Source organism: Streptomyces sp. NPDC050997, assembly GCF_040660135.1.
In the GTDB taxonomy this organism is placed as follows: domain Bacteria; phylum Actinomycetota; class Actinomycetes; order Streptomycetales; family Streptomycetaceae; genus Streptomyces.
The window spans coordinates 136,155-155,023 of sequence record NZ_JBFAGK010000009.1; the positions used below are offsets into that span (position 1 = coordinate 136,155).

The 18,869-nt window shown below is 71.7% G+C and carries 11 protein-coding genes; 4 read left to right on the forward strand and 7 right to left on the reverse strand.

The annotated features are described in order from the left end of the window. Positions 1–122 precede the first annotated feature (122 nt). Both AB0H86_RS21885 and AB0H86_RS21890 read left to right on the forward strand, forming a co-directional pair. Positions 123–1,742: an acyl-CoA synthetase gene (locus AB0H86_RS21885; protein ID WP_362441030.1), complete on the forward strand. Its 1,620-nt coding sequence runs from the start codon at positions 123–125 to the stop codon at positions 1,740–1,742. 115 nt (positions 1,743–1,857) lie between these two features. Beyond that, complete coding sequence (locus tag AB0H86_RS21890) at positions 1,858–3,870, forward strand: sulfatase (protein ID WP_362441032.1); 2,013 nt, start codon at positions 1,858–1,860, stop codon at positions 3,868–3,870. A gap of 4 nt (positions 3,871–3,874) precedes the next feature. Here AB0H86_RS21890 and AB0H86_RS21895 read toward each other — a convergent pair whose 3' ends face one another. After that, positions 3,875–4,600, reverse strand: a complete 726-nt coding sequence (locus AB0H86_RS21895) for an alpha/beta hydrolase (protein WP_362441035.1) — start codon at positions 4,598–4,600, stop codon at positions 3,875–3,877. A gap of 211 nt (positions 4,601–4,811) precedes the next feature. Between AB0H86_RS21895 and paaK the strand changes: the two genes are divergently transcribed. Continuing rightward, a complete protein-coding gene (gene paaK / locus AB0H86_RS21900; protein ID WP_362441038.1) occupies positions 4,812–6,119 on the forward strand; it encodes a phenylacetate--CoA ligase PaaK in 1,308 nt (435 codons plus the stop codon). A 16-nt stretch (positions 6,120–6,135) separates the two neighbouring features. Here the strand turns inward: paaK and AB0H86_RS21905 are convergent, their stop codons facing one another. Further along, on the reverse strand, positions 6,136–7,635 hold the full coding sequence (locus AB0H86_RS21905; RefSeq protein ID WP_362441041.1) for an acyl-CoA synthetase: 1,500 nt from the start codon (positions 7,633–7,635) through the stop codon (positions 6,136–6,138). A 120-nt stretch (positions 7,636–7,755) separates the two neighbouring features. On the opposite strand from AB0H86_RS21905, the gene AB0H86_RS21910 reads away from it, so the two are divergent. Continuing rightward, positions 7,756–10,167 (forward strand): penicillin acylase family protein, encoded by a 2,412-nt coding sequence (locus AB0H86_RS21910; protein ID WP_362441044.1) that lies wholly within the window; start codon positions 7,756–7,758, stop codon positions 10,165–10,167. A 67-nt stretch (positions 10,168–10,234) separates the two neighbouring features. On the opposite strand, the gene sigJ is transcribed toward AB0H86_RS21910, so the two are convergent. The 5 genes from sigJ to AB0H86_RS21935 form a co-directional block, all read right to left on the reverse strand. Beyond that, the gene (gene sigJ / locus AB0H86_RS21915; protein ID WP_362441047.1) at positions 10,235–11,101 is read right to left on the reverse strand and encodes an RNA polymerase sigma factor SigJ; all 867 of its coding nucleotides are present in this window, start codon (positions 11,099–11,101) and stop codon (positions 10,235–10,237) included. A 976-nt stretch (positions 11,102–12,077) separates the two neighbouring features. Beyond that, complete coding sequence (locus tag AB0H86_RS21920; RefSeq protein WP_362441050.1) at positions 12,078–13,652, reverse strand: acyl-CoA synthetase; 1,575 nt, start codon at positions 13,650–13,652, stop codon at positions 12,078–12,080. Continuing rightward, positions 13,649–14,776, reverse strand: a complete 1,128-nt coding sequence (locus AB0H86_RS21925) for a nitronate monooxygenase (RefSeq protein WP_362441053.1) — start codon at positions 14,774–14,776, stop codon at positions 13,649–13,651. The genes AB0H86_RS21920 and AB0H86_RS21925 overlap by 4 nt, the downstream gene beginning before the upstream one ends. A 205-nt stretch (positions 14,777–14,981) precedes the next feature. Continuing rightward, complete coding sequence (locus AB0H86_RS21930) at positions 14,982–16,550, reverse strand: NAD(P)/FAD-dependent oxidoreductase (protein ID WP_362441056.1); 1,569 nt, start codon at positions 16,548–16,550, stop codon at positions 14,982–14,984. Positions 16,551–16,604: 54 nt separating this feature from the next. Then, the gene (locus AB0H86_RS21935) at positions 16,605–18,845 is read right to left on the reverse strand and encodes a tetratricopeptide repeat protein (protein ID WP_362441059.1); all 2,241 of its coding nucleotides are present in this window, start codon (positions 18,843–18,845) and stop codon (positions 16,605–16,607) included. Between the last annotated feature and the right edge of the window lie 24 nt (positions 18,846–18,869).

An 18,869-nucleotide genomic window follows, 5' to 3' on the forward strand; every position in this document is an offset into this window, starting at 1 on the left:
TTCAAGGGTTTTCTGACACTCAGTCAGATTTCTTCGACGCGAGCCCTTCACAGTTGTGGCGCCCTTTGCTCTGATGACGGCGAACCGACCGATGCCAGGCACGCCCGGGGTCAGGAGGAGCGGTGGAGTACAACATTGCCGACCTGTTCGAGTCGGTCGTCGACGTGGTCCCGGACCGCGAGGCGCTCGTGTACGTCGACCACCCCGGCACGGGCGCGGAGCGCCGTCTGACGTACGCGGAGCTGGACGCGGCCGCCAACCGTGTCGGCCACCATCTCCTCGACGGTGGAGTGCGTCCCGGCGAGCACGTCGGGCTGCACCTGTACAACGGCGTCGAGTACCTGCAGACCGTGCTCGGCTGCCTGAAGGCGCGGATCGTGCCGGTCAACGTCAACTACCGCTATGTGGAAGAGGAGTTGGTCTATCTCTATCGGGACGCCGACCTGGCGGGCCTGGTCTTCGACGCGGAGTTCACGGACTTGGTGGCGGCTGCGCTGCCGCACACGGACGCGCTGCGGCACCTGGTGCGTGTCGGCGCGCCGGCACCGGCAGCGGCCGAGGTCGCGGCCGTCGCGTTCGCGGACGCCGAGGCGGGAGCGTCACCGCAGCGCGGGTTCGCGTCCCGCTCGGGGGACGACCAGTTCATCATCTACACGGGCGGCACGACCGGGATGCCCAAGGGCGTGATGTGGCGTCAGGAGGATCTCTTCTTCTCGGGGCTCGGCGGTGGCGCGCCGACCGGTGAGCCGGTGAAGAAGCCCGAGGAGCTGGCCGAGCGGGTCGCGGCCGGCGGGTCGGGGATCACCTTCCTGCCCGCTCCCCCCCTGATGCACGGCACCTCCACGCTGACCGCGTTCATCGGCTTCAACTTCGGCCAACGAGTGGTGCTGCACCGCAAGTTCGTGCCGGAGGAGGTGCTGCGGACGATCGAGAAGGAGAAGGTGACCAGCATGTCGCTGGTCGGTGACGCGATGCTGCGTCCGCTGATCGACGCGCTCGAAGGTCCGCTGAGGGGCGCCGACATGTCGTCGATGTTCAACGTGTCGTCATCGGGGGCGATCATGTCGGACACGGTGCGACGGCAGTTCCAGGCGCTCGTCCCGAACGTGATGCTGCTCAACAACTTCGGCTCCTCGGAGTCGGGCTTCAACGGCACGGCCACGGAGGACTCCGGCCCCGAGCGGGGCTTCCGGGTCCGCGTCAACTCCCGTACTCAGGTGGTGGATCCGGCGACGCGCGAGCCGGTCGCCGTGGGCGAGGTCGGGCGGATCGCACAGTGCGGTCATGTGCCGCTCGGCTACTACAACGATGCGCGCAAGACCGCCGAGACCTTCTTCGAGAAGGACGGCGAGCGGTGGGTGCTGCTCGGCGACATGGCCACCGTCGACGCGGAGGGTGTGGTCACCGTTCTCGGGCGGGGCTCGCAGTGCATCAACACGGGCGGGGAGAAGGTGTATCCGGAGGAGGTCGAGCAGGCGCTCAAGTCCCATCCGGACGTGTACGACGCGCTGGTGGCCGGGGTGCCGGACGCGATGTGGGGACACCAGGTCGCGGCCGTGGTGCAGTTGCGCGGCGGCGCCGCGCGGCTGTCCCTGGAGGAGATCCAGTCCCACTGCCGTTCCCGGCTGGCCGGCTACAAGATCCCGCGTCGGCTGGTGATCACGGAGACGCTCCGGCGGTCGCCCAGCGGCAAGGCGGACTACCGGTGGGCCCGGGAGGTGGCCGCGGCAGCGGACGGATGAATTCCGGGTCCGTCGGTTGAACCGAAGACTACGTGTGGACGTACTGGTGGTGGCAGGCTCGGCCCTCGGGCCCTGTTTGCCATGCCATTGCACGACTGCACGGAAGGACCGCCGAGTGTCGCTCTTCACTCGCCATCGTCAACTGCCCGACGCCGAGGGTGAGGCGGTCCCGGACGGCGGCAACACCGCCGCGACTGACGGGACGAGAGCGGACGGGGCCGGTGAGAAGGCGGGTGAGGACGCCGACACGGCTCGGGGGGCGGCCGTAGAGACGCAAGAAGCCGCACCGGCCGAGGACAAGACGGCCGGAGCACCGGCCGAAGAGGAGAAGGCAGCCGCACCGGCCGACGAGGAGAAGGAAGCCGCGCCGGCGAACGAGCAGAAGACAGCCGCGCCGGAGGAGTCGGACGAGACCGCCGACGAGTCGGCGGAAGCGGCGGCCGAAGACCGGTCCGCCCCCGGCGAGTCCCCTGGCTCCCCGAAACCCGGCTGGTTCGGATGGCGCCGCCGCTATCCCGGCGCCGCACGCGGTGTGGCCGTAGGAACGAGCGTGCTGGCCGGTGCGGTGGTGCTCGCGGCGCTGCTCATGCCCAACCGGCTCGACCGGCTTTCGCTGCTCTCCTTCTTCCGCGTGCCGGTCGAGGGGATCGTCCTGGCGTGCGTGCTGCTCGCGCTCCCTGGGAAGCCGCGGCGGATCACAGCCGTGGTCTCAGGCGTCTTCCTCGGGCTGTTCACCGTCCTGAAGTTCCTGGACATGGGCTTCAACCAGTTCCTGGCCAGGCCGTTCGACCTCGTCTTCGACTGGATCCTGCTGGACGACGCCGCGGACTTCGTCAGGGAGTCGTTCGGCCGCTCGGGCGAGGTGCTCGCGATAGCCGGGGTGATCGTCCTGCTGATCGCCGTCCTCGCACTGAGCACCCTCGCGGTGGTGCGGCTGACGAACGTCATGGCCCGGCACCATCGGACGGCCGTCCACACCACCCTCGTCCTCGGCACCGCGTGGGTCACCTGCTTCACCCTGGGCGCGCAGGTCGGCGGAGTCACGATCGCGACCAAGGGCAACACCGAGTTCCTGGCCAACCGTGTGGAGAGCGTGCGCAACGGCCTCGGCGACGCCAAGGTCTTCGAGAAGCAGGCCGCCGTCGACGCCTTCGCCGCCACCCCGCCGGACCAGTTGCTGACCGGGCTGCGCGGCAAGGACGTCTTGTTCACCTTCATAGAGAGCTACGGCCGTGTCGCCCTCGACGACCCGGCGATGGCGCCGAAGTTGGACGCGACCCTGACGGATGGCACGAGCCGGCTCAAGGCGGCCGGCTTCGAGTCGCGCAGCGCCTGGCTCAGGTCGCCGGTGGCTGGCGCCGGCAGCTGGCTCGCCCACTCGACGTTCCTGTCCGGCCTGTGGGTCAAGAACCAGCAGCGGTACCGGGCCCTGACCACCGGCGACCGCGCGACCCTCACCAGCTACTTCCAGAAGACCGGCGCCTGGCGCACGGTCGGCATCGTCCCTGGTGTGCGCAAGGCCTGGCCCGAGGGCAAGTACTTCGGCCTCGACAACATCTACGACTCCACACACCTCGGCTATCAGGGCCCGTACTTCAGCTGGACGCCCGTGCCGGACCAGTTCAGCCTGGAGGCCTTCGAACGCCTGGAGCACGGCAAGAAGAACCGCGATCCGATCATGGCGGAGATCATCCTGGCCTCCAGCCACAACCCCTGGTCCCCCATCGCCCGCATGACCGACTGGGACAAGCTCGGCGACGGCTCCGTCTTCGAGCAGATCAAGAAGGAGGGCACGGACCCCAAGGAGGTCTGGCAGGACCCGGAGCGCGTCCGCACCGAGTACCGGAAGGCCGTCCAGTACTCCCTGGACAGTCTGATCGAGTGGGTCCAGCGCTACGGCGACGAGAACACGGTCCTCGTCTTCCTCGGCGACCACCAGCCGGTCCCCACGGTCACCGCCGGCGACACCAGCAAGGACGTGCCGATCACGATCGTCGCCCACGACAAGAAGGTGCTGGACAGGATCTCCGACTGGGGCTGGACCGACGGGCTCAAGCCTGCCGAGAACGCGCCGGCATGGGGCATGGACAAGTTCCGCGACCGCTTCATGACGGCATACAAGCAATGACCGCTCACGCCGTCAGGAACTCCTCCAGGACGGCCAGGAACTCCTCCGGCCGGGTCTGGTGCACCAGATGTCCGGCGTCGACGGTCACCAGTCGGGTGTCGGGGATCAGTTCAGCGAGAACGGCGACCTGATCCTGCGGGATGAGGCTGGTGGCCCCGCCCCCGATCAGCAGTGTGGGCATGGTGATCCGCTCCATGTGGTCCCACCACACGGGATCGGGGGCGTTGCGCTGTTCGTCGGTGGCCCGCATCATCTCCCAGTCGAAGGGCAGGCCGCCGTCGGGGCGAGTGGCGGGCGGCCGGGGCGGATCGAGCGGTATCGGCGCGGGTACGTCCTCCAGGACGAGACGTCGTACGACCTCGGGTGCGCGTTGGGCGAGCAGGTAGCCGACGGCGCCTCCCAGTGAGTGGCCGATCACGTCGGCGCGGTCGATGCCGAGGGCGCCGAGGAAGGCCAGGACGTCGGCACTCATCGCCTCGTACGCATACGCCTCGGGGCCCGCGCCCGGTTCGGTGCCGGGCCAGTCGCTGCGGCCGTGGCCGCGCAGGTCGGGGGCGTACACACGGCGGGGCGGCACTCCCGCGGCCAGCCGCTCGGCGATCGGCGCCCAGTCCGTGCCGTCGGCGCCCCGGCAGTGCAGCAGAAGCAGGGGTGGCGCGTCCTGTGGACCCCAGGCGCGGTACGCGAGGGTGATGCCGTTCGCCTTGACGGTGCGTGGTGCGGTGTCCATGCCGGTGACCGTATCCACGGGGCCGGCGGGCCACCGGCCGCTCTGCCGAGGGCAGAGCCGGTGACCCGGGCACGCCCGCCGCGGCGGGGTCGCCTCAGGAAAGTGCGGGCTGTCCCCTTGCCTCGTCGGGGATCGCCTGGATTACTGATCCCGAACACCTCGACCGAATGATCGGTCGTCCGGATTGTGTGGTGCGGAGGGAGAGGTAGGTATGGCGGACGCGACGGACCTGCTGGACGTGGGGGAACGGCTCGACGCGCAGGCGCTGCGAACAGTGCAGCTGGAGCGGTTGCGGGCCTCGCTGCGGCACGCCTACGACCATGTGCCCTTCTACCGGGAGTCCTTCGACAAGGCCGGACTCCATCCGGACGACTGCCGCTCCCTGGCCGACCTGGCCCGTTTCCCCTTCACCACCAAGGCGGACCTGCGGGAGAACTATCCGTACGGGATGTTCGCCGTGCCCCAGGACCGCATCCGGCGCCTGCACGCGTCGAGCGGCACCACCGGACGCCCCACGGTCGTCGGCTACACGGACGGCGACCTCTCCCTGTGGTCCGACATGGTGGCGCGCTCCATCCGCGCGGCGGGCGGGCGGCCCGGTGACACGGTGCATGTGGCATACGGCTATGGGCTGTTCACCGGCGGACTCGGCGCGCACTACGGCGCGGAACGTCTCGGCTGTACGGTCATCCCCGCGTCCGGCGGCATGACGGCCCGCCAGGTCCAGCTGATCCAGGACCTCCGGCCCGAGATCATCATGGTGACGCCGTCGTACATGCTGACGATCCTCGACGAGTTCGAGCGTCAGGGCGTCGACCCGCGCGGCACCTCGCTACGGGTGGGTGTCTTCGGTGCCGAACCCTGGACCGAGCAGATGCGGCGGGAGATCGAGGAGCGGTTCGCGATCGACGCCGTCGACATATACGGGCTGTCGGAGGTGATCGGCCCCGGGGTCGCGCAGGAGTGCGTGGAGACCAAGGACGGGCTGCACATCTGGGAGGACCACTTCTTCCCCGAGGTCGTCGATCCGATCACCGGCGAGGTGCTGCCCGACGGCGAGCGGGGCGAGCTGGTCTTCACCTCGCTCACCAAGGAGGCCATGCCGGTCGTCCGTTACCGGACCCGGGACCTGACCCGCCTGCTGCCGGGCACGGCCCGTGTCTTCAGGCGTATGGAGAAGGTGACCGGCCGCAGCGACGACATGGTGATCCTGCGCGGGGTGAATCTCTTCCCCACCCAGGTCGAGGAGATCGTGCTGCGCACGCCGGGTGTCGCACCGCACTTCCAGCTCCGGCTCACCCGCGAGGGCCGCCTGGACGCCCTCACCGTCCGGGCGGAGGCCCGCCCCGACGCCACGCCCGAGGACCGGGACACGGCCGCGCGGGCCATCACGGCGGCTGTGAAGGACGGTATCGGCGTGTCGGTCTCCGTCGAGATCGTCGATCCGGAGTCGCTGGAGCGGTCCGTGGGCAAGATCCGCCGGATCGTGGACCTGCGTCCTGGCCGGTCCCGGGCATGAACCCAGTGCCGTGGCACTAGCTGCCGGAAAACCTGTCCCTGAGCTCCCGCTTGAGGATCTTCCCGCTCGCGTTGCGGGGCAGTTCGTCCACGAACACCACCCGCTTCGGTGCCTTGAAGTGGGCGAGCTTCTCGCGGGCGTGGGCGAGGAGGTCCTCCTGCGTGACCTCGCCGCGCGGGACGACCACCGCGGTGACGGCCTCGATCCACCGGTCGTCCGGCAGGCCGATCACCGCGACCTCGGCGACGGCGTCGTGCGTGTAGAGCACGTCCTCGACCTGGCGTGAAGCGACCAGGACACCACCGGAGTTGATGACGTCCTTCATCCGGTCGACGATGGTGAAGTAGCCGTGTGCGTCGCGCACCGCGAGGTCGCCGGAGTGGAACCAGCCGTCGCGGAAGGCCTCGGCGGTCTCCTCGGGCTTGTCCCAGTATCCCTCGCACAACTGCGGGGACCGGTAGATGACTTCGCCGGGGGTGCCGTCGGGCACGTCCTTGCCGTCCTCGTCGACCACGCGGGCGTCCACGAAGAGGACGGGCCGGCCGCAGGAGTCCATCCGGCCCTTGTGCTCGTCGGGTGCGAGGACGGTCGCCAGGGGGCCGATCTCGCTCTGGCCGAAGCAGTTGTAGAGGGCCAGCTTCGGGAGCCGTTCCCGCAGCCGTTCGAGGACGGGCACCGGCATGATCGACGCGCCGTAGTACGCCTTGCGCAGTCCGCCGAGGTCGCGGGTGGCGAAGTCGGGGCGTCCCGACAGGGCGATCCAGACCGTGGGCGGGGCGAACAGGCTGTCCGCGCGGCCGGCCTCGATCAGGTCGAACAGGCGGTCGCCGTCCGGCGCGTCGAGGATGGTGTTCGTGGCGCCGACCGCGAGGTACGGCAGCAGGAACACATGCATCTGGGCCGAGTGGTACAGCGGCAGCGAGTGCACCGGGCGGTCGCCCGCGCTGAGATCGAGGGCGGTGATCGCGCTCAGGTACTCGTGCACCAGGGCGCGGTGGGTCATCATCGCGCCCTTCGGCAGGGCCGTGGTGCCGGAGGTGTACAGCAACTGCACCAGGTCCTCGCCGCGCGGCTCCGGGCCGTCGTACGCGGGTGTCGAGGCCAGCCGCGCCAGCAGCGAGTCCTCGGTGTCGCGCAGCGGCAACGTCCGTACGCCGTCGGGTAGTTGACCGGCGAGGCCGGGATCGGCCAGCACCAGTGTGCTGCCCGACTGGCTCACGATGTACGCGAGGTCGTCGCCCGTCAGGTTCTGGTTGACCGGCACGTGCACCAGGCCCGCGCGGGCACAGGCGAGGAAACCGATCAGATACGCGTCCGAGTTGTGGCCGTACGCGCCGACCCGGTCACCGGGGACGAGTCCCTCGCCGAGGAGCAGTCCGGCCGCGCGCGAGACGGCCTGGTCCAGTTCGTCGTACGTCCAGGCACGGTCGGCGTACTCCACCGCCACGCGTGCCGGAGTGCGTCGGGCACTGCGGCGCAGCACCCCGTCAACGGTACTGCCACGTCCAGGCGTCATGACACATGATCCTCGGTCCGTCGCCGAAGGAGGTCAAGCACCGCCGAGCACCATGCCGCGGGGCCACATACCCGTTGATACGCTCAACCGCCCCTTCCCTCAACGACGTTGGGAGGCACGATGCGCACCCGCCTGAGACGGCTCGCCGTCACAGCCGTCGCCCTGCTCACCGCCACCACCGCACTGCCGGCAGCCACGGCACAGAGCCGGGAACGACAGGAACATCCGTCCCACGGCGGTCTGTCCGCCGTGATCCGCTTCACCGAATACGGCATTCCGCACATCGTCGCGAAGGACTACGCGAACCTCGGTTTCGGCACCGGATGGGCGCAGGCCGCCGACCAGGTGTGCACGCTCGCCGACGGCTTCGTGACCGTGCGCGGCGAACGCTCGCGTTACTTCGGGCCCGACGCGGCGCCCGACATGTCGCTGTCCTCGGCCGCGAGGAACCTCTCCAGCGACCAGTACTTCCGCGGGGTGCGGGAGTCCGGCACGGTGCGGAAGCTGCTCGCCGAACCGGCGCCGCGCGGCCCGAGCCGTCAGGTGAAGGACCTGATGCGGGGCTTCGCGGCGGGCTACAACGCCTGGCTGGAGCAGAACCGGATCACGGACCCGGCGTGCCGGGACGCCGCCTGGGTGCGTCCGGTGACGTCCCTGGACGTCGCCGCGCACTCCTTCGCGATCGCGGTGCTCGGCGGGCAGGGCCGGGCGGTGGACGGGATCACCGCGGCGCAGCCGCCCACCTCGGCGACGGCGCCGACGGCCGCGCCCGACGCCCGCGACACCGCCCGGGCCGCGCGTGAACTCCTCGCCGCGGACTCCGCCGACATGGGGTCCAACGCGGTCGCCTTCAGTGGCGCCACGACGGCGAACGGACGCGGACTGCTGCTGGGCAATCCGCACTATCCCTGGCAGGGCGGGCGCCGCTTCTGGCAGTCGCAGCAGACCATCCCCGGCGAGCTGAACGTGGCCGGCGGCTCGCTGCTCGGCTCGCCCGCGGTGTCCATAGGTCACAACGCACATGTGGCCTGGAGCCACACCGTCGCGACCGGTGTCCCCCTCAACCTCCATCAGCTCGCCCTCGATCCGGCCGACCCCACCGCGTACCTCGTGGACGGCAAGCCGGAGAGGATGACGAAGCGCACCGTCACCGTCGAGGTCAAGGACGGCGCCCCGGTGACCCGGACCCAGTGGTGGACGCGGTACGGCCCCGTGGTCACCTCGCTCGGTTCCTCGCTGCCGCTGCCGTGGACGTCCACGACGGCGTACGCGCTGGGCGACCCCAACGCCGCCAACCTGCGTGGATCCGACACCTCGCTCGGCTTCGGCAGGGCCCGCAGCACGGCCGACGTGCTGGGCTCGCTCCGGGACACCCAGGGGTTGCCCTGGGTCAACACGATCGCCGCCGACTCGTCCGGCCACACACTGTTCACGCAGTCGCAGGTGCTCCCCCGGATCACCGACGAGCTGGCGCAGCGCTGCTCCACTCCCCTGGGCAAGGTCACCTATCCCGCGTCGGGGGTCGCGGTCCTCGACGGATCGCGCGGCGACTGCGCGCTGGGCAGCGACCCCGACGCCGTTCAACTGGGCGTCTTCGGGCCGGCGAAGATGCCGGTCCTGAAGGACGCCCCGTACGCGGAGAACTCCAACGACAGCGCGTGGCTGGCCAACGCGGACCAGCCGCTGACCGGGTACGAGCGGGTCTTCGGCACGATCGGCACGCCGCGTTCGCTGCGCACCCGGGGCGCGGTCGAGGACGTGGCGGCTCTGGCCGAGAAGGGCGCCCTGACCGTACGGGACCTCCAGGCCCAGCAGTTCGCCGACCGGGTGCCCGCGGGCGACCTGGCCGCGACGGACGCGGCGAAGGCGTGCGCCGCGCTGCCCGGCGGCACGGCGACCGGCGGCGACGGCACGTCCGTCGACGTGCGCGAGGCGTGCGGGGTGCTCGCGAGGTGGGACCGCTCCATGGACACCGACAGCCGGGGCGCGCTGCTCTTCGACCGGTTCTGGCGCAAGCTGACGGCGACCGTGCCGGCGGCCCGGTTGTGGAAGGTCCCGTTCTCGGCGGCCGATCCGGTGCACACCCCGAACACGCTCGACACGGCGGCACCGGGCTTCGCCACGGCACTCGCGGACACGGTGACCGAGCTGCGGGCGGCGGGCATCGCGCTCGACTCCCGGCTCGGGGAGCACCAGTTCGTCGTGCGGAACGGCCGGCGCATCCCCGTTCCGGGCGGCACCGAGTCGCTGGGCGTGTGGAACAAGGTGGAGCCCGTGTGGAACCCGGCGGTCGGCGGCTATACGGAGGTGACGACCGGGTCGAGCTACATCCAGGCCGTGGGCTGGGACGGCGGTCGCTGCCCGGTGGCCCGTACGCTGCTGACGTACTCCCAGTCCTCGAACCCGAAATCGCCGCACTTCGCTGACCAGACGCGGTTGTTCTCCGGGGAGAAGTGGGTGACGTCCCGGTTCTGTGAGAAGGACATCCTGTCCTCACCGGGACTGAAGATCGTCCGCGTACGCGAGCGCTGACGCGGTCGTCCGCGTACTCCCGTGCTGTGCTGTGGTCCCGTCACATGTGGCGGGACCACACTCTTCGCTAGGCCGGAACATGGCCGAGCTTGTCGGGGTTGAGTACCGCGTAGATGCCGTCGATCAGCCCGTCGCGCACGTCGATCGTGACGAGCTGGTCGTTGCCGTCGACCGTCAACGCCATCGCGGGCCGGCCGTTGACGTCCACGTGGCGGGGCGTCCCGAACGGTTGACGGACGAGCAGGCCCGCGACGAACAGGACGACCTGGTCCCGGCCCTCGATGGGCCGCAGGGCCGCTCTGACCTTGCCGCCACCGTCGTTCCAGGCGGCCACGTCATCGGTCAGGAGGTCGGTGAGGGTGGCCAGGTCCCCGCTCTGCGCGGCCTCCAGGAACCGTGTCAGCAGCTTGGCGTGCTCGTCCTCGGCGAGCGCGAACCGGTCGCGTCCGGCGGCGAGTCGGCGGGCGCTCCGCAGGTGCATCTGGCGGCAGTTGGTCTCGGTGGTGTCGATGACGCGCGCGATCTCGCCATACGACAGTTCGAAGGCCGCGCGCAGGACGAACACCGCCCGCTCGGGGGGTGACAGACGCTCCATCAGGTGGACGGTGGCATAGGCGACGGTGTTCCGCAGCTCCGGGGTGTCCAGCGGACCGAGCGCGTCGGTGGCCACGGGTTCGGGCAGCCAGGGCCCGGTGTACGCCTCCCGGGTCACCCGTGCCGACCCGAGCCGGTCCAGGGCGAGTCGCGAGAGGGTGGTGATGAGGAAGGCCCGTGGTTCGCGGATCCCGGTGCGATCGGTGCCGGTCCACCGCAGGTAGGCGTCCTGGACGAGGTCCTCGGCGTCCCACATGCTGCCGAGCAGCCGGTAGGCGAGCCCGAGCAGCAGGGGACGGTAGGTCTCGAACTGCTCGGTCGCCGGTTCCGGGGTTTCCAATGCCCGTGTCCTTCCCAGTCGTTCGATGCGCGGTGCGGGCGTGTGCGGTGGCCGCGTCCAGTGCGCCGTGGCCGCACCAGTCAACTCCGCCACGAACCCGTCGCGCCACCCGGCGTGGTCGCGGCGCCCGCGGCGCACGCGTCGCCCGCGCCGCGCGGTCCGGTCGCGAAGGCGCCGCCCCGACCGCCGACCGGGGGCCGGGCGGCACCCGGCGTGGTGGCGGCGCCGGTTCAGAGTGAGAGCGGCGCACACGTCGCCCGCGCCGCGCGGTCCGGTCGCGAAGGCGCCGCCCCGACCGCCGACCGGGGGCCGGGCGGCACCCGGCGTGGTCGCGGCGCCCGTTCAGAATGAGAGCGGCGCACACGTCGCCCGCGCCGCGCGATTCGATCGCGAAGGCGCCGCCCCGACCGCCGACCGCCGACCGCGGGCCGGGCGGCACCCGGCGTGGTCGCGGCGCCCGTTCAGAATGAGAGCGGCGCACACGTCGCCCGCGCCGCGCGATTCGGCCGCGAAGGCGCCGCCCCGACCGCCGACCGCGGGCCGGGCGAGCTCTGCGGGCGCCGCCTTCTTCGGCCGGGGCGCCTGGAGCATGCGGGCGAGTTCGGGCAGCCTCTCCGCAGCGGTACGGGGTCTCGTCGACGGTGTCGTCCCGTGGCCGGCCTCGGGGCCGGCGATCCGCGTCACCCCGTACGGTGACGCCCGCGTTCCGGGCGGCCTCGCGGACCGCCCGGCGCGGGGGCGGCACGGTCGACGGCGTCGCGCGCCACCCGAACCGGTCCCGGCGCGCCACCCGAACCGGTCCCGGCGCGCCACCCGAACCGGTCCCGGGGCGCCACCCGAACCGGTCCCGACGCGCCGGCCGACCTGGTCCCGGCGCGCAGGCCGTCGCGACGCCGCGAAGGCCCGCCAAAGGCCCCGCGCACCCGGCCGACGACCCCGGTCGCACCGCTCTGACGGCTCGCCCGGACGGCACTGGTCACACGGGTCGCGTACGGCCCTCCCAGTACGGGTCCCGCAGCCGTCGCTTGTACAGCTTGCCGTTGGGGTCGCGGGGCATCTCGGCGATGAAGTCGACGCTCTTGGGCCGCTTGTACCCGGCGAGTCGCTCGGCGCAGTGGTCCAGCAGTGCGGCGGCGAGGGCGGGGCCGGGCTCGTGGCCGGGCGCCGCCTCGACGACCGCCTTGACCTCCTCGCCCCAGTCGTCGTGCGGGATGCCGAAGGCGGCGGCGTCGGCGACCGCGGGGTGGGCGAGCAGGGCGGACTCGATCTCGGCGGGGTAGATGTTCACGCCGCCCGAGATGATCATGTCGATCTTGCGATCGCGGAGGAAGAGGTAGCCGTCCTCGTCGAGACAGCCGAGGTCGCCCACGGTGAAGAAGTCGCCGATGCGGTTCTTCCGCGTCTTGGCCTCGTCCTTGTGGTACGAGAAGCCGCCGGTGTTCATCTTCAGGTAGACGGTGCCGAGTTCGCCGGGCGGCAGCCGGTTGCCGTCGTCGTCGAAGATCGCGAGCTCGCTGATGGGCCAGGCCTTGCCGACCGTGCCGGGCTTCTTCAGCCAGTCCTCGGCGGTCGCGAAGGCTCCCCCGCCCTCGCTGGCCGCGTAGTACTCCTCCACGCAGTCGCCCCACCAGTCGATCATGGCCCGTTTGACGTGGTCGGGGCAGGGCGCGGCGCCGTGGATGGCGTGCCGCATGGCGGAGACGTCGTAGCGGGACCTGATGTCGCCCGGCAGGGCCAGCAGACGGTGGAACTGGGTCGGGACCATATGGGTGTGCGTGCACCGGTGGGTGTCGATCAGGCGGAGCATCTCCTCGGGTGTCCACTTGTCCATCAGGACCAGACGGTGGCCGATGTGCAGGGACGCGCCCGCGAACTGGAGTACGGCGGTGTGGTAGAGCGGCGAGCAGACGAGGTGCACGTTGTCGCCGAACGGACGGATGCCGAAGATGCCGAGGAAGCCGCCGAGGTACGCCTCCTCGGGCGGCTTGCCGGGCAGCGGGCGCCGGATGCCGCGCGGACGGCCGGTGGTGCCCGAGGTGTAGTTCATGACCCAGCCGAGGGTGCGGTCCGCGGGCGCCGACTCCGGTTGCCCGTCGAGGAGTTCGGCGTACGGCCGGAAGCCCTCGACCGTGCCGACCGCGTACCGGTGGGTGGCCGGGAGGCCGGCCTCGTCGGCGGCGTGGCGGGCGGGGCCGGCGAAGCGTTCGTGGGCGAGGAGGACCTTGGCGCCGGAGTCGGCGACGATCCAGGCGATCTCGGGACCGACGAGGTGGTGGTTGACGGGGACGAGGTAGAAGCCGGCCTGGCTGGCGGCCAGGTAGGCGGTGAAGAACTCCGGCCCGTTGGGCAGGACCACCGCGAAGGCGTCGCCGCGTTCCAGTCCGGCCGCGCGCAGGCCGTGCACGAGCCGGTTGGTGGCGGCGTGCAGGCGTCCGGCGGTCCACGGTTCGCCGTCGGGGGTGATGAGGACCGTGCGGTCCGGGTCCGCGGTGGCCTGGGCCCAGAAGCCGGTGGGGGGTGTGTTCGCGGTGGCGGCGGGGGAGGTGCTCACGACTGGCCGCTCCTTCCGGCGATGCGGTTGATGCGGTCGACGGCCCGTTCGAAGCCTCGGGTGAGGTCGTCGAAGACGGCCTGGACGCCGCGTTCGCTGGTCATCCGGCCGACGATCTGGCCGACGGGCGTGCCCAGCAGCGGTGCGACCTCGTACTTCTGGATGCGTGAGACGGCCTCGGCGACGAGGAGTCCCTGCAGGGGCATGGGGAGGGTGCCGGGCCCGTCGGGGTCGTCCCAGGCGTCGGTCCACTCGGTGCGCAGCTGGCGTGCGGGCTTGCCGGTGAGGGCGCGGGAGCGGACGGTGTCGCCGGAACCGGCGGCGAGTAGCTTCCGGGTCAGGGCGGGCGAGTGCATGTCTGCTTCTGTGGTGGTCAGCCATATGGAGCCCAGCCACACCCCCTGGGCGCCGAGTGCCAGCGCGGCCGCCACCTGCTGGCCGCTGCCGATTCCCCCGGCGGCCAGCACCGGCAGCGGGTCGACGGCCTCGACGACCTCGGGGGTGAGCACCATGGAGGCGATCTCGCCGGTGTGGCCGCCGGCCTCGTACCCCTGGGCGACCACGATGTCGATGCCCGCCTCCTGGTGCTTGCGGGCGTGCCGGGCACTGCCCGCGAGCGCGGCGACGAGCACGTCCTGGTCGTGGGCGCGGGCCACCACGTCGGCGGGCGGTGAGCCGAGGGCGTTGGCGAGCAGCCGTATCGGATAGTCGAAGGCGACGTCGAGTTGGGTGCGGGCGACCTGCTCCATCCAGCCGGTGATGCGCCAGCCGGAGACCTCGCCCGCGGCGAGTTCGGGTACGCCGTGCTTGGCGAGGGTGTCCTGGACGAACTGCCGGTGCGCCTCCGGGATCATCGCCTCGACGTCGGCCTCGGTCAGTGTGTGATTTCCGGGGGCTTCGACCTTCTTGGCGGGCATGACGACGTCGAGGCCGTACGGCTTGCCGTCGATGTGCGCCTCGATCCAGTCGAGGTCGCGTTTGAGGTCGTCGGGGGCGGTGTAGCGGACCGCGCCGAGCACTCCGAAGCCGCCGGCCCGGCTGATGGCCGCGGCGACGGCGGGGAACGGCGTGAAGCCGAAGACGGCGTGCTCGACTCCCAGTGTCTTGCTCAGCTCCGTCTGCATGGGCGCAGGATGCCGCAGTCCTCCGGACGACGGAAGAGGTTTTCTGATGCTCCGTCAGTTTTCTCGGCACCTCGCACGTCCCGTTGACACACCGCCCACCCAGGGATGACGCGACGGAAGCGGGCAGAGCGGCGACCGGGCGCGGACCGACCCGCCGTCAACTCGGGCGACGGGCACCGGCCGGGTCCGTCCGCCGCGACGGCCGTCAGCCGTCGTCGCCGTCCAGCACCGCCATCGCCGCGTTGTGCCCCGGGACCCCGCTCACGCCGCCCCCGCGTACCGCGCCCGCCCCGCACAGCAGCACGTTCGGGTGCCGGGTCTCCACGCCCCAGCGGCCGGTGCCCTCCTGGGCGTACGGCCAGGTGAGGTCGCGGTGGAAGATGTTGCCCCCGGGGAGGCGGAGGTCCCGCTCCAGGTCGAGCGGGGTCTTCGCCTCGATGCAGGGCCGTCCGTCGGCGTCGGTGGCCAGACAGTCGGCGAGCGGCTCGGCGAGGTGGGCGTCCAGTTGGGCGAGGGTCGACTTCAGGAGTTCGTCGCGTACGGCGTCGTTGTCCCGGTCGAAGAGCCGGGCCGGGGTGTGCAGCCCGAACAAGGTCAGGGTCTGGTAGCCCTGTTCGACGAGGTCCGGGCCGAGGATCGTCGGGTCGGTGAGCGAGTGGCAGTAGATCTCGGAGGGCGGGGCGGCGGGCAGTTCACCGGCCGCGGCCTGGGTGTGGGCGGCGGCCAGTTGCTCGTAGCCCTCGGCGATGTGGAAGGTGCCGGAGAACGCCTCGCGGGGATCGACACTGTCGTCGCGGAGCCTCGGCAGCCGTTCGAGGAGCATGTTCACCTTGAGCTGGGCGCCCTCGGCGGGGGCGGGGGCCCGGTCGCCGGTGAGGGTGGCCAGTTCCTGCGGGGAGGCGTTGACCAGGACGTGGCGGGCGGCGACCGTGCTCTCCCCGTCGGCGGTCCGGTAGGTCACCTCGGCGGTGCGTCCGTCCGTGTCGATACGGACGGCCTCGTGTCCGGTGGCCAGGACGGCGCCCGCCGCTCGTGCCGCCTGGGCCAGCGCGTCGGTGAGGGCGCCCATGCCGCCGACGGGTACGTCCCAGGCGCCGGTGCCGCCGCCGATGACGTGGTAGAGGAAGCAGCGGTTCTGTCGCAGGGAGGGGTCGTGGGCGTCGGCGAAGGTACCGATGAGGGCGTCGGTGAGGACCACACCCCGCACCAGGTCGTCGGCGAAGCGGTCCTCGATCGCCGCGCCGATCGGTTCCTCGAAGAGGGTCCGCCAGGCGTCCTCGTCGTCGATGCGGCGGCGCAGTTCGTCGCGGGTGGGCAGCGGCTCGGTGAGCGTCGGGAAGACCCGCTGGGCGACGCGGCCGGTCATGTCGTAGAACCGCTGCCAGGCCTGGTACTCGTGCTCCCCGCCGGTGAGCCGGGCGAACGCCTCCCGGGTGCGTCGTTCGCCGCCGCCGACCAGCAGTCCGGTCGGTCGGCCGTCCCGCTCGACGGGGGTGTACGACGACACGGTGCGGGTGCGGACGCGGAAGTCGAGCCCGAGGTCCCGCACGATCTTCTTCGGCAGCAGGCTGACCAGGTACGAGTAGCGTGACAGTCGCGCGTCCACGCCGGTGAACGGGCGGGTGGAGACGGCGGCGCCGCCGGTGCGCTCCAGCCGCTCCAGCACCAGCACGGAGCGTCCCGCCCGGGCCAGATAGGCGGCGGCGACGAGGCCGTTGTGGCCGCCGCCGATCACTACGGCGTCGTACGTCCGGTGTCCCTCGTGTGCAGGCATGCTTCTTCGTAACACGGGGTGATCCACATCGGCCAGAGATGGGCCGCGCCCGGGTCAGTGGCCGTCGGTTGTGCGCTGCTGCCGCAGCACGGCCACTTGGCGGTACAGCTCCACGGCTTCCGCGCCCCGCCCGAGCTGCTCCAGGCAGTGGGCCTCGTCGTTCCGGCTGGCGAGGGTGTCGGGGTGGTCGGCGCCGAGGACCCGCTCGCGGGCGGCGGCCACCCGGCGGTACTCGGTCAGCGCGTCCGGCCAGCGGCCCAGCCAGCCGAGGCCGACGGCGACCTCGCGACGGCTGACCAGGGTGTCCGGGTGGTCGGCGCCGAGGACCCGCTCGCGGATCGCGCACACGTCGCGGGACTCGGCGAGGGCCTCCTCCCAGCGGCCGAGGCGGCCGAGGTTGACGCCCAGGCCGTGGCGGGCGCGCAGGGTCTCGGGGTGGGCGGGGCCCTGGATCCGGGTGCGGTCGTCGATCAGGTCGCGGTAGAGCTGGAGCGCCTGAGTGCTGCGGCCGAGGCGGCCGAGGCTGATGCCGACCTCGTAGCGGGCGGCGAGGGTGTCGGCGTGGTCGGGGCCCAGGGCCTGGGCGCGGGCCCCGGCGACCTCGCGATAGGTCTGCAGGGCCTCCGGCCAGCGGCCCAACTGGCCGAGCGCGTAGGCGACCTCATAGCGGGTGACCAGGGTGTCGGGGTGGTGCGGGCCGAGCACGCGGGCGCGCGCGGCGGCCACGTCGCAGGCCATGGTGTACGAGTCCTCCAGGCGGCCGAGCCTGCTGAGGTTGAAGGCGAGGTTGTGGCGGCAGCGCAGGGTGTCCGGGTGGTCGGCGCCCATGGTGCTCTCACGGGCGGCGAGCACCGAGTTGTAGACCTGGTGGGCGTCGAAGTGACGGCCCAACTGGCCGAGGACGTAGGCCATTTCCTGGCGGGCGGAGAGGGTGTCGGGGTGGTCCGGGCCGAGCGCGATGCTCCGGGAGCGGGCGACGTGCTTGTACTCGCGCAGGGCGTCGGCGGCGCGGCCGGTGCGACTGTAGGTGAAGGCGACCTCATAGCGGCTGGCGAGGGTGTCGGCGTGGTCGGGGCCGAGGAGGTGCTCGCGTTCGGCGGCGACCGCGCGGTGCACCTCACCGGCCTCGGCCCAGCGGCCGAGCCGTCCCAGGCTGAGCCCGGCGTTGTGTCGTCCGGCGAGCGCGGTGACCGCCTCCGGGGAGGGGGCGGGCGGTGTGTCGTCGACCGGTTCCTCGGGGCGGCCGCCGGGCGGGCGCGGGATCCATTCGCCGGTGAGGCCGGCGCTCGCGTCGGGGGCCGCGGTGCGCAGTCCGGAGCCGGTGGCCTTGTGGCCGGTGGTCATGCCCCGGGTCCAGGACGGCAAGCGGGCTGCGCGGGAGGTGGCCGGCTCGGGCGGGCGCAGGTCCGGCTGCGGGGTCACGACGGTCGGTACGTACGTCGGTGTGGCGCGGCCGCTGCTGATCCGGCGGCCCAGCTCGCGGGCGTCGTTCGGGCGTTGCTCGGGGCGCTTGGCGAGCAGGTCGAGGATGACCTTCTCCAGGTAGGCGGGCAGGTCGGAGCGGTGGCTGCGCGGCGGCTGGGGCGGTGTGTCGCGGTGGCCGATGAGGATCGCCCAGGGGTCGTCGAGGTCGAACGGCGGGGCTCCGGTGGCGATCTCGTACAGCACGCAGCCCAGTGAGTACAGGTCGCTGCGCTGGTCGACCTCGACGCCGCTGATCTGCTCCGGCGACATGTAGTGCGGGGTGCCCATGGCGATGCCGGTGCCGGTGAGGCGGGAGGTGAAGCCGATGTCGTGGCCGAGGCGGGCGATGCCGAAGTCGCAGATCTTCACGGTGCCGTCGGTCAGCCGCACGATGTTCGCGGGCTTCAGATCGCGGTGCACGATGCCCTGTTGATGCGTGTAGGCGAGGGCTGCGGCGACCTGGTCGGCGATCTCGACGACATCGGGGACGGGCAGCGGGTGCTGTTTGTTGTCCTCCAGGAGCTGGCTGAGGTTGCGGCCCTCCAGGAGTTCCATGACGAGGTACAGGACGCCGTCCCACTCGCCGAAGTCGTGCACGACGGTCACGCCGCGGTGCTGGAGGGCGGCCGCCACCCGGGCCTCGCGCCGGAACCGCTCCCTGAGGACCCGGGTGAAGGCCTGGTCGTGGTGCCCGCCCAGCGGCTTGAGGCACTTCACGGCGACCTGCCGGCCCAGCGACTCGTCACGTGCCCGCCACACCTCGCCCATACCGCCCCGCCCGATCAGGTCGAGCAGCCGGTACCGGCCCTGGATCAGCTTGCTGTCCCCCATCTCCTGCGACCGCCCCCGTCGACT

Excerpts from the sequence above, each read along its gene's own strand:
- AB0H86_RS21895 (WP_362441035.1), bottom strand. The coding sequence starts at position 4,600 with ATGGACACCGCACCACGCACCGTCAAGGCGAACGGCATCACCCTCGCG.
- paaK (WP_362441038.1), top strand. The coding sequence starts at position 4,812 with ATGGCGGACGCGACGGACCTGCTGGACGTGGGGGAACGGCTCGACGCG.
- AB0H86_RS21905 (WP_362441041.1), bottom strand. The coding sequence starts at position 7,635 with ATGACGCCTGGACGTGGCAGTACCGTTGACGGGGTGCTGCGCCGCAGT.
- AB0H86_RS21910 (WP_362441044.1), top strand. The coding sequence starts at position 7,756 with ATGCGCACCCGCCTGAGACGGCTCGCCGTCACAGCCGTCGCCCTGCTC.
- AB0H86_RS21925 (WP_362441053.1), bottom strand. The coding sequence starts at position 14,776 with ATGCAGACGGAGCTGAGCAAGACACTGGGAGTCGAGCACGCCGTCTTC.
- AB0H86_RS21930 (WP_362441056.1), bottom strand. The coding sequence starts at position 16,550 with ATGCCTGCACACGAGGGACACCGGACGTACGACGCCGTAGTGATCGGC.
- AB0H86_RS21935 (WP_362441059.1), bottom strand. The coding sequence starts at position 18,845 with ATGGGGGACAGCAAGCTGATCCAGGGCCGGTACCGGCTGCTCGACCTG.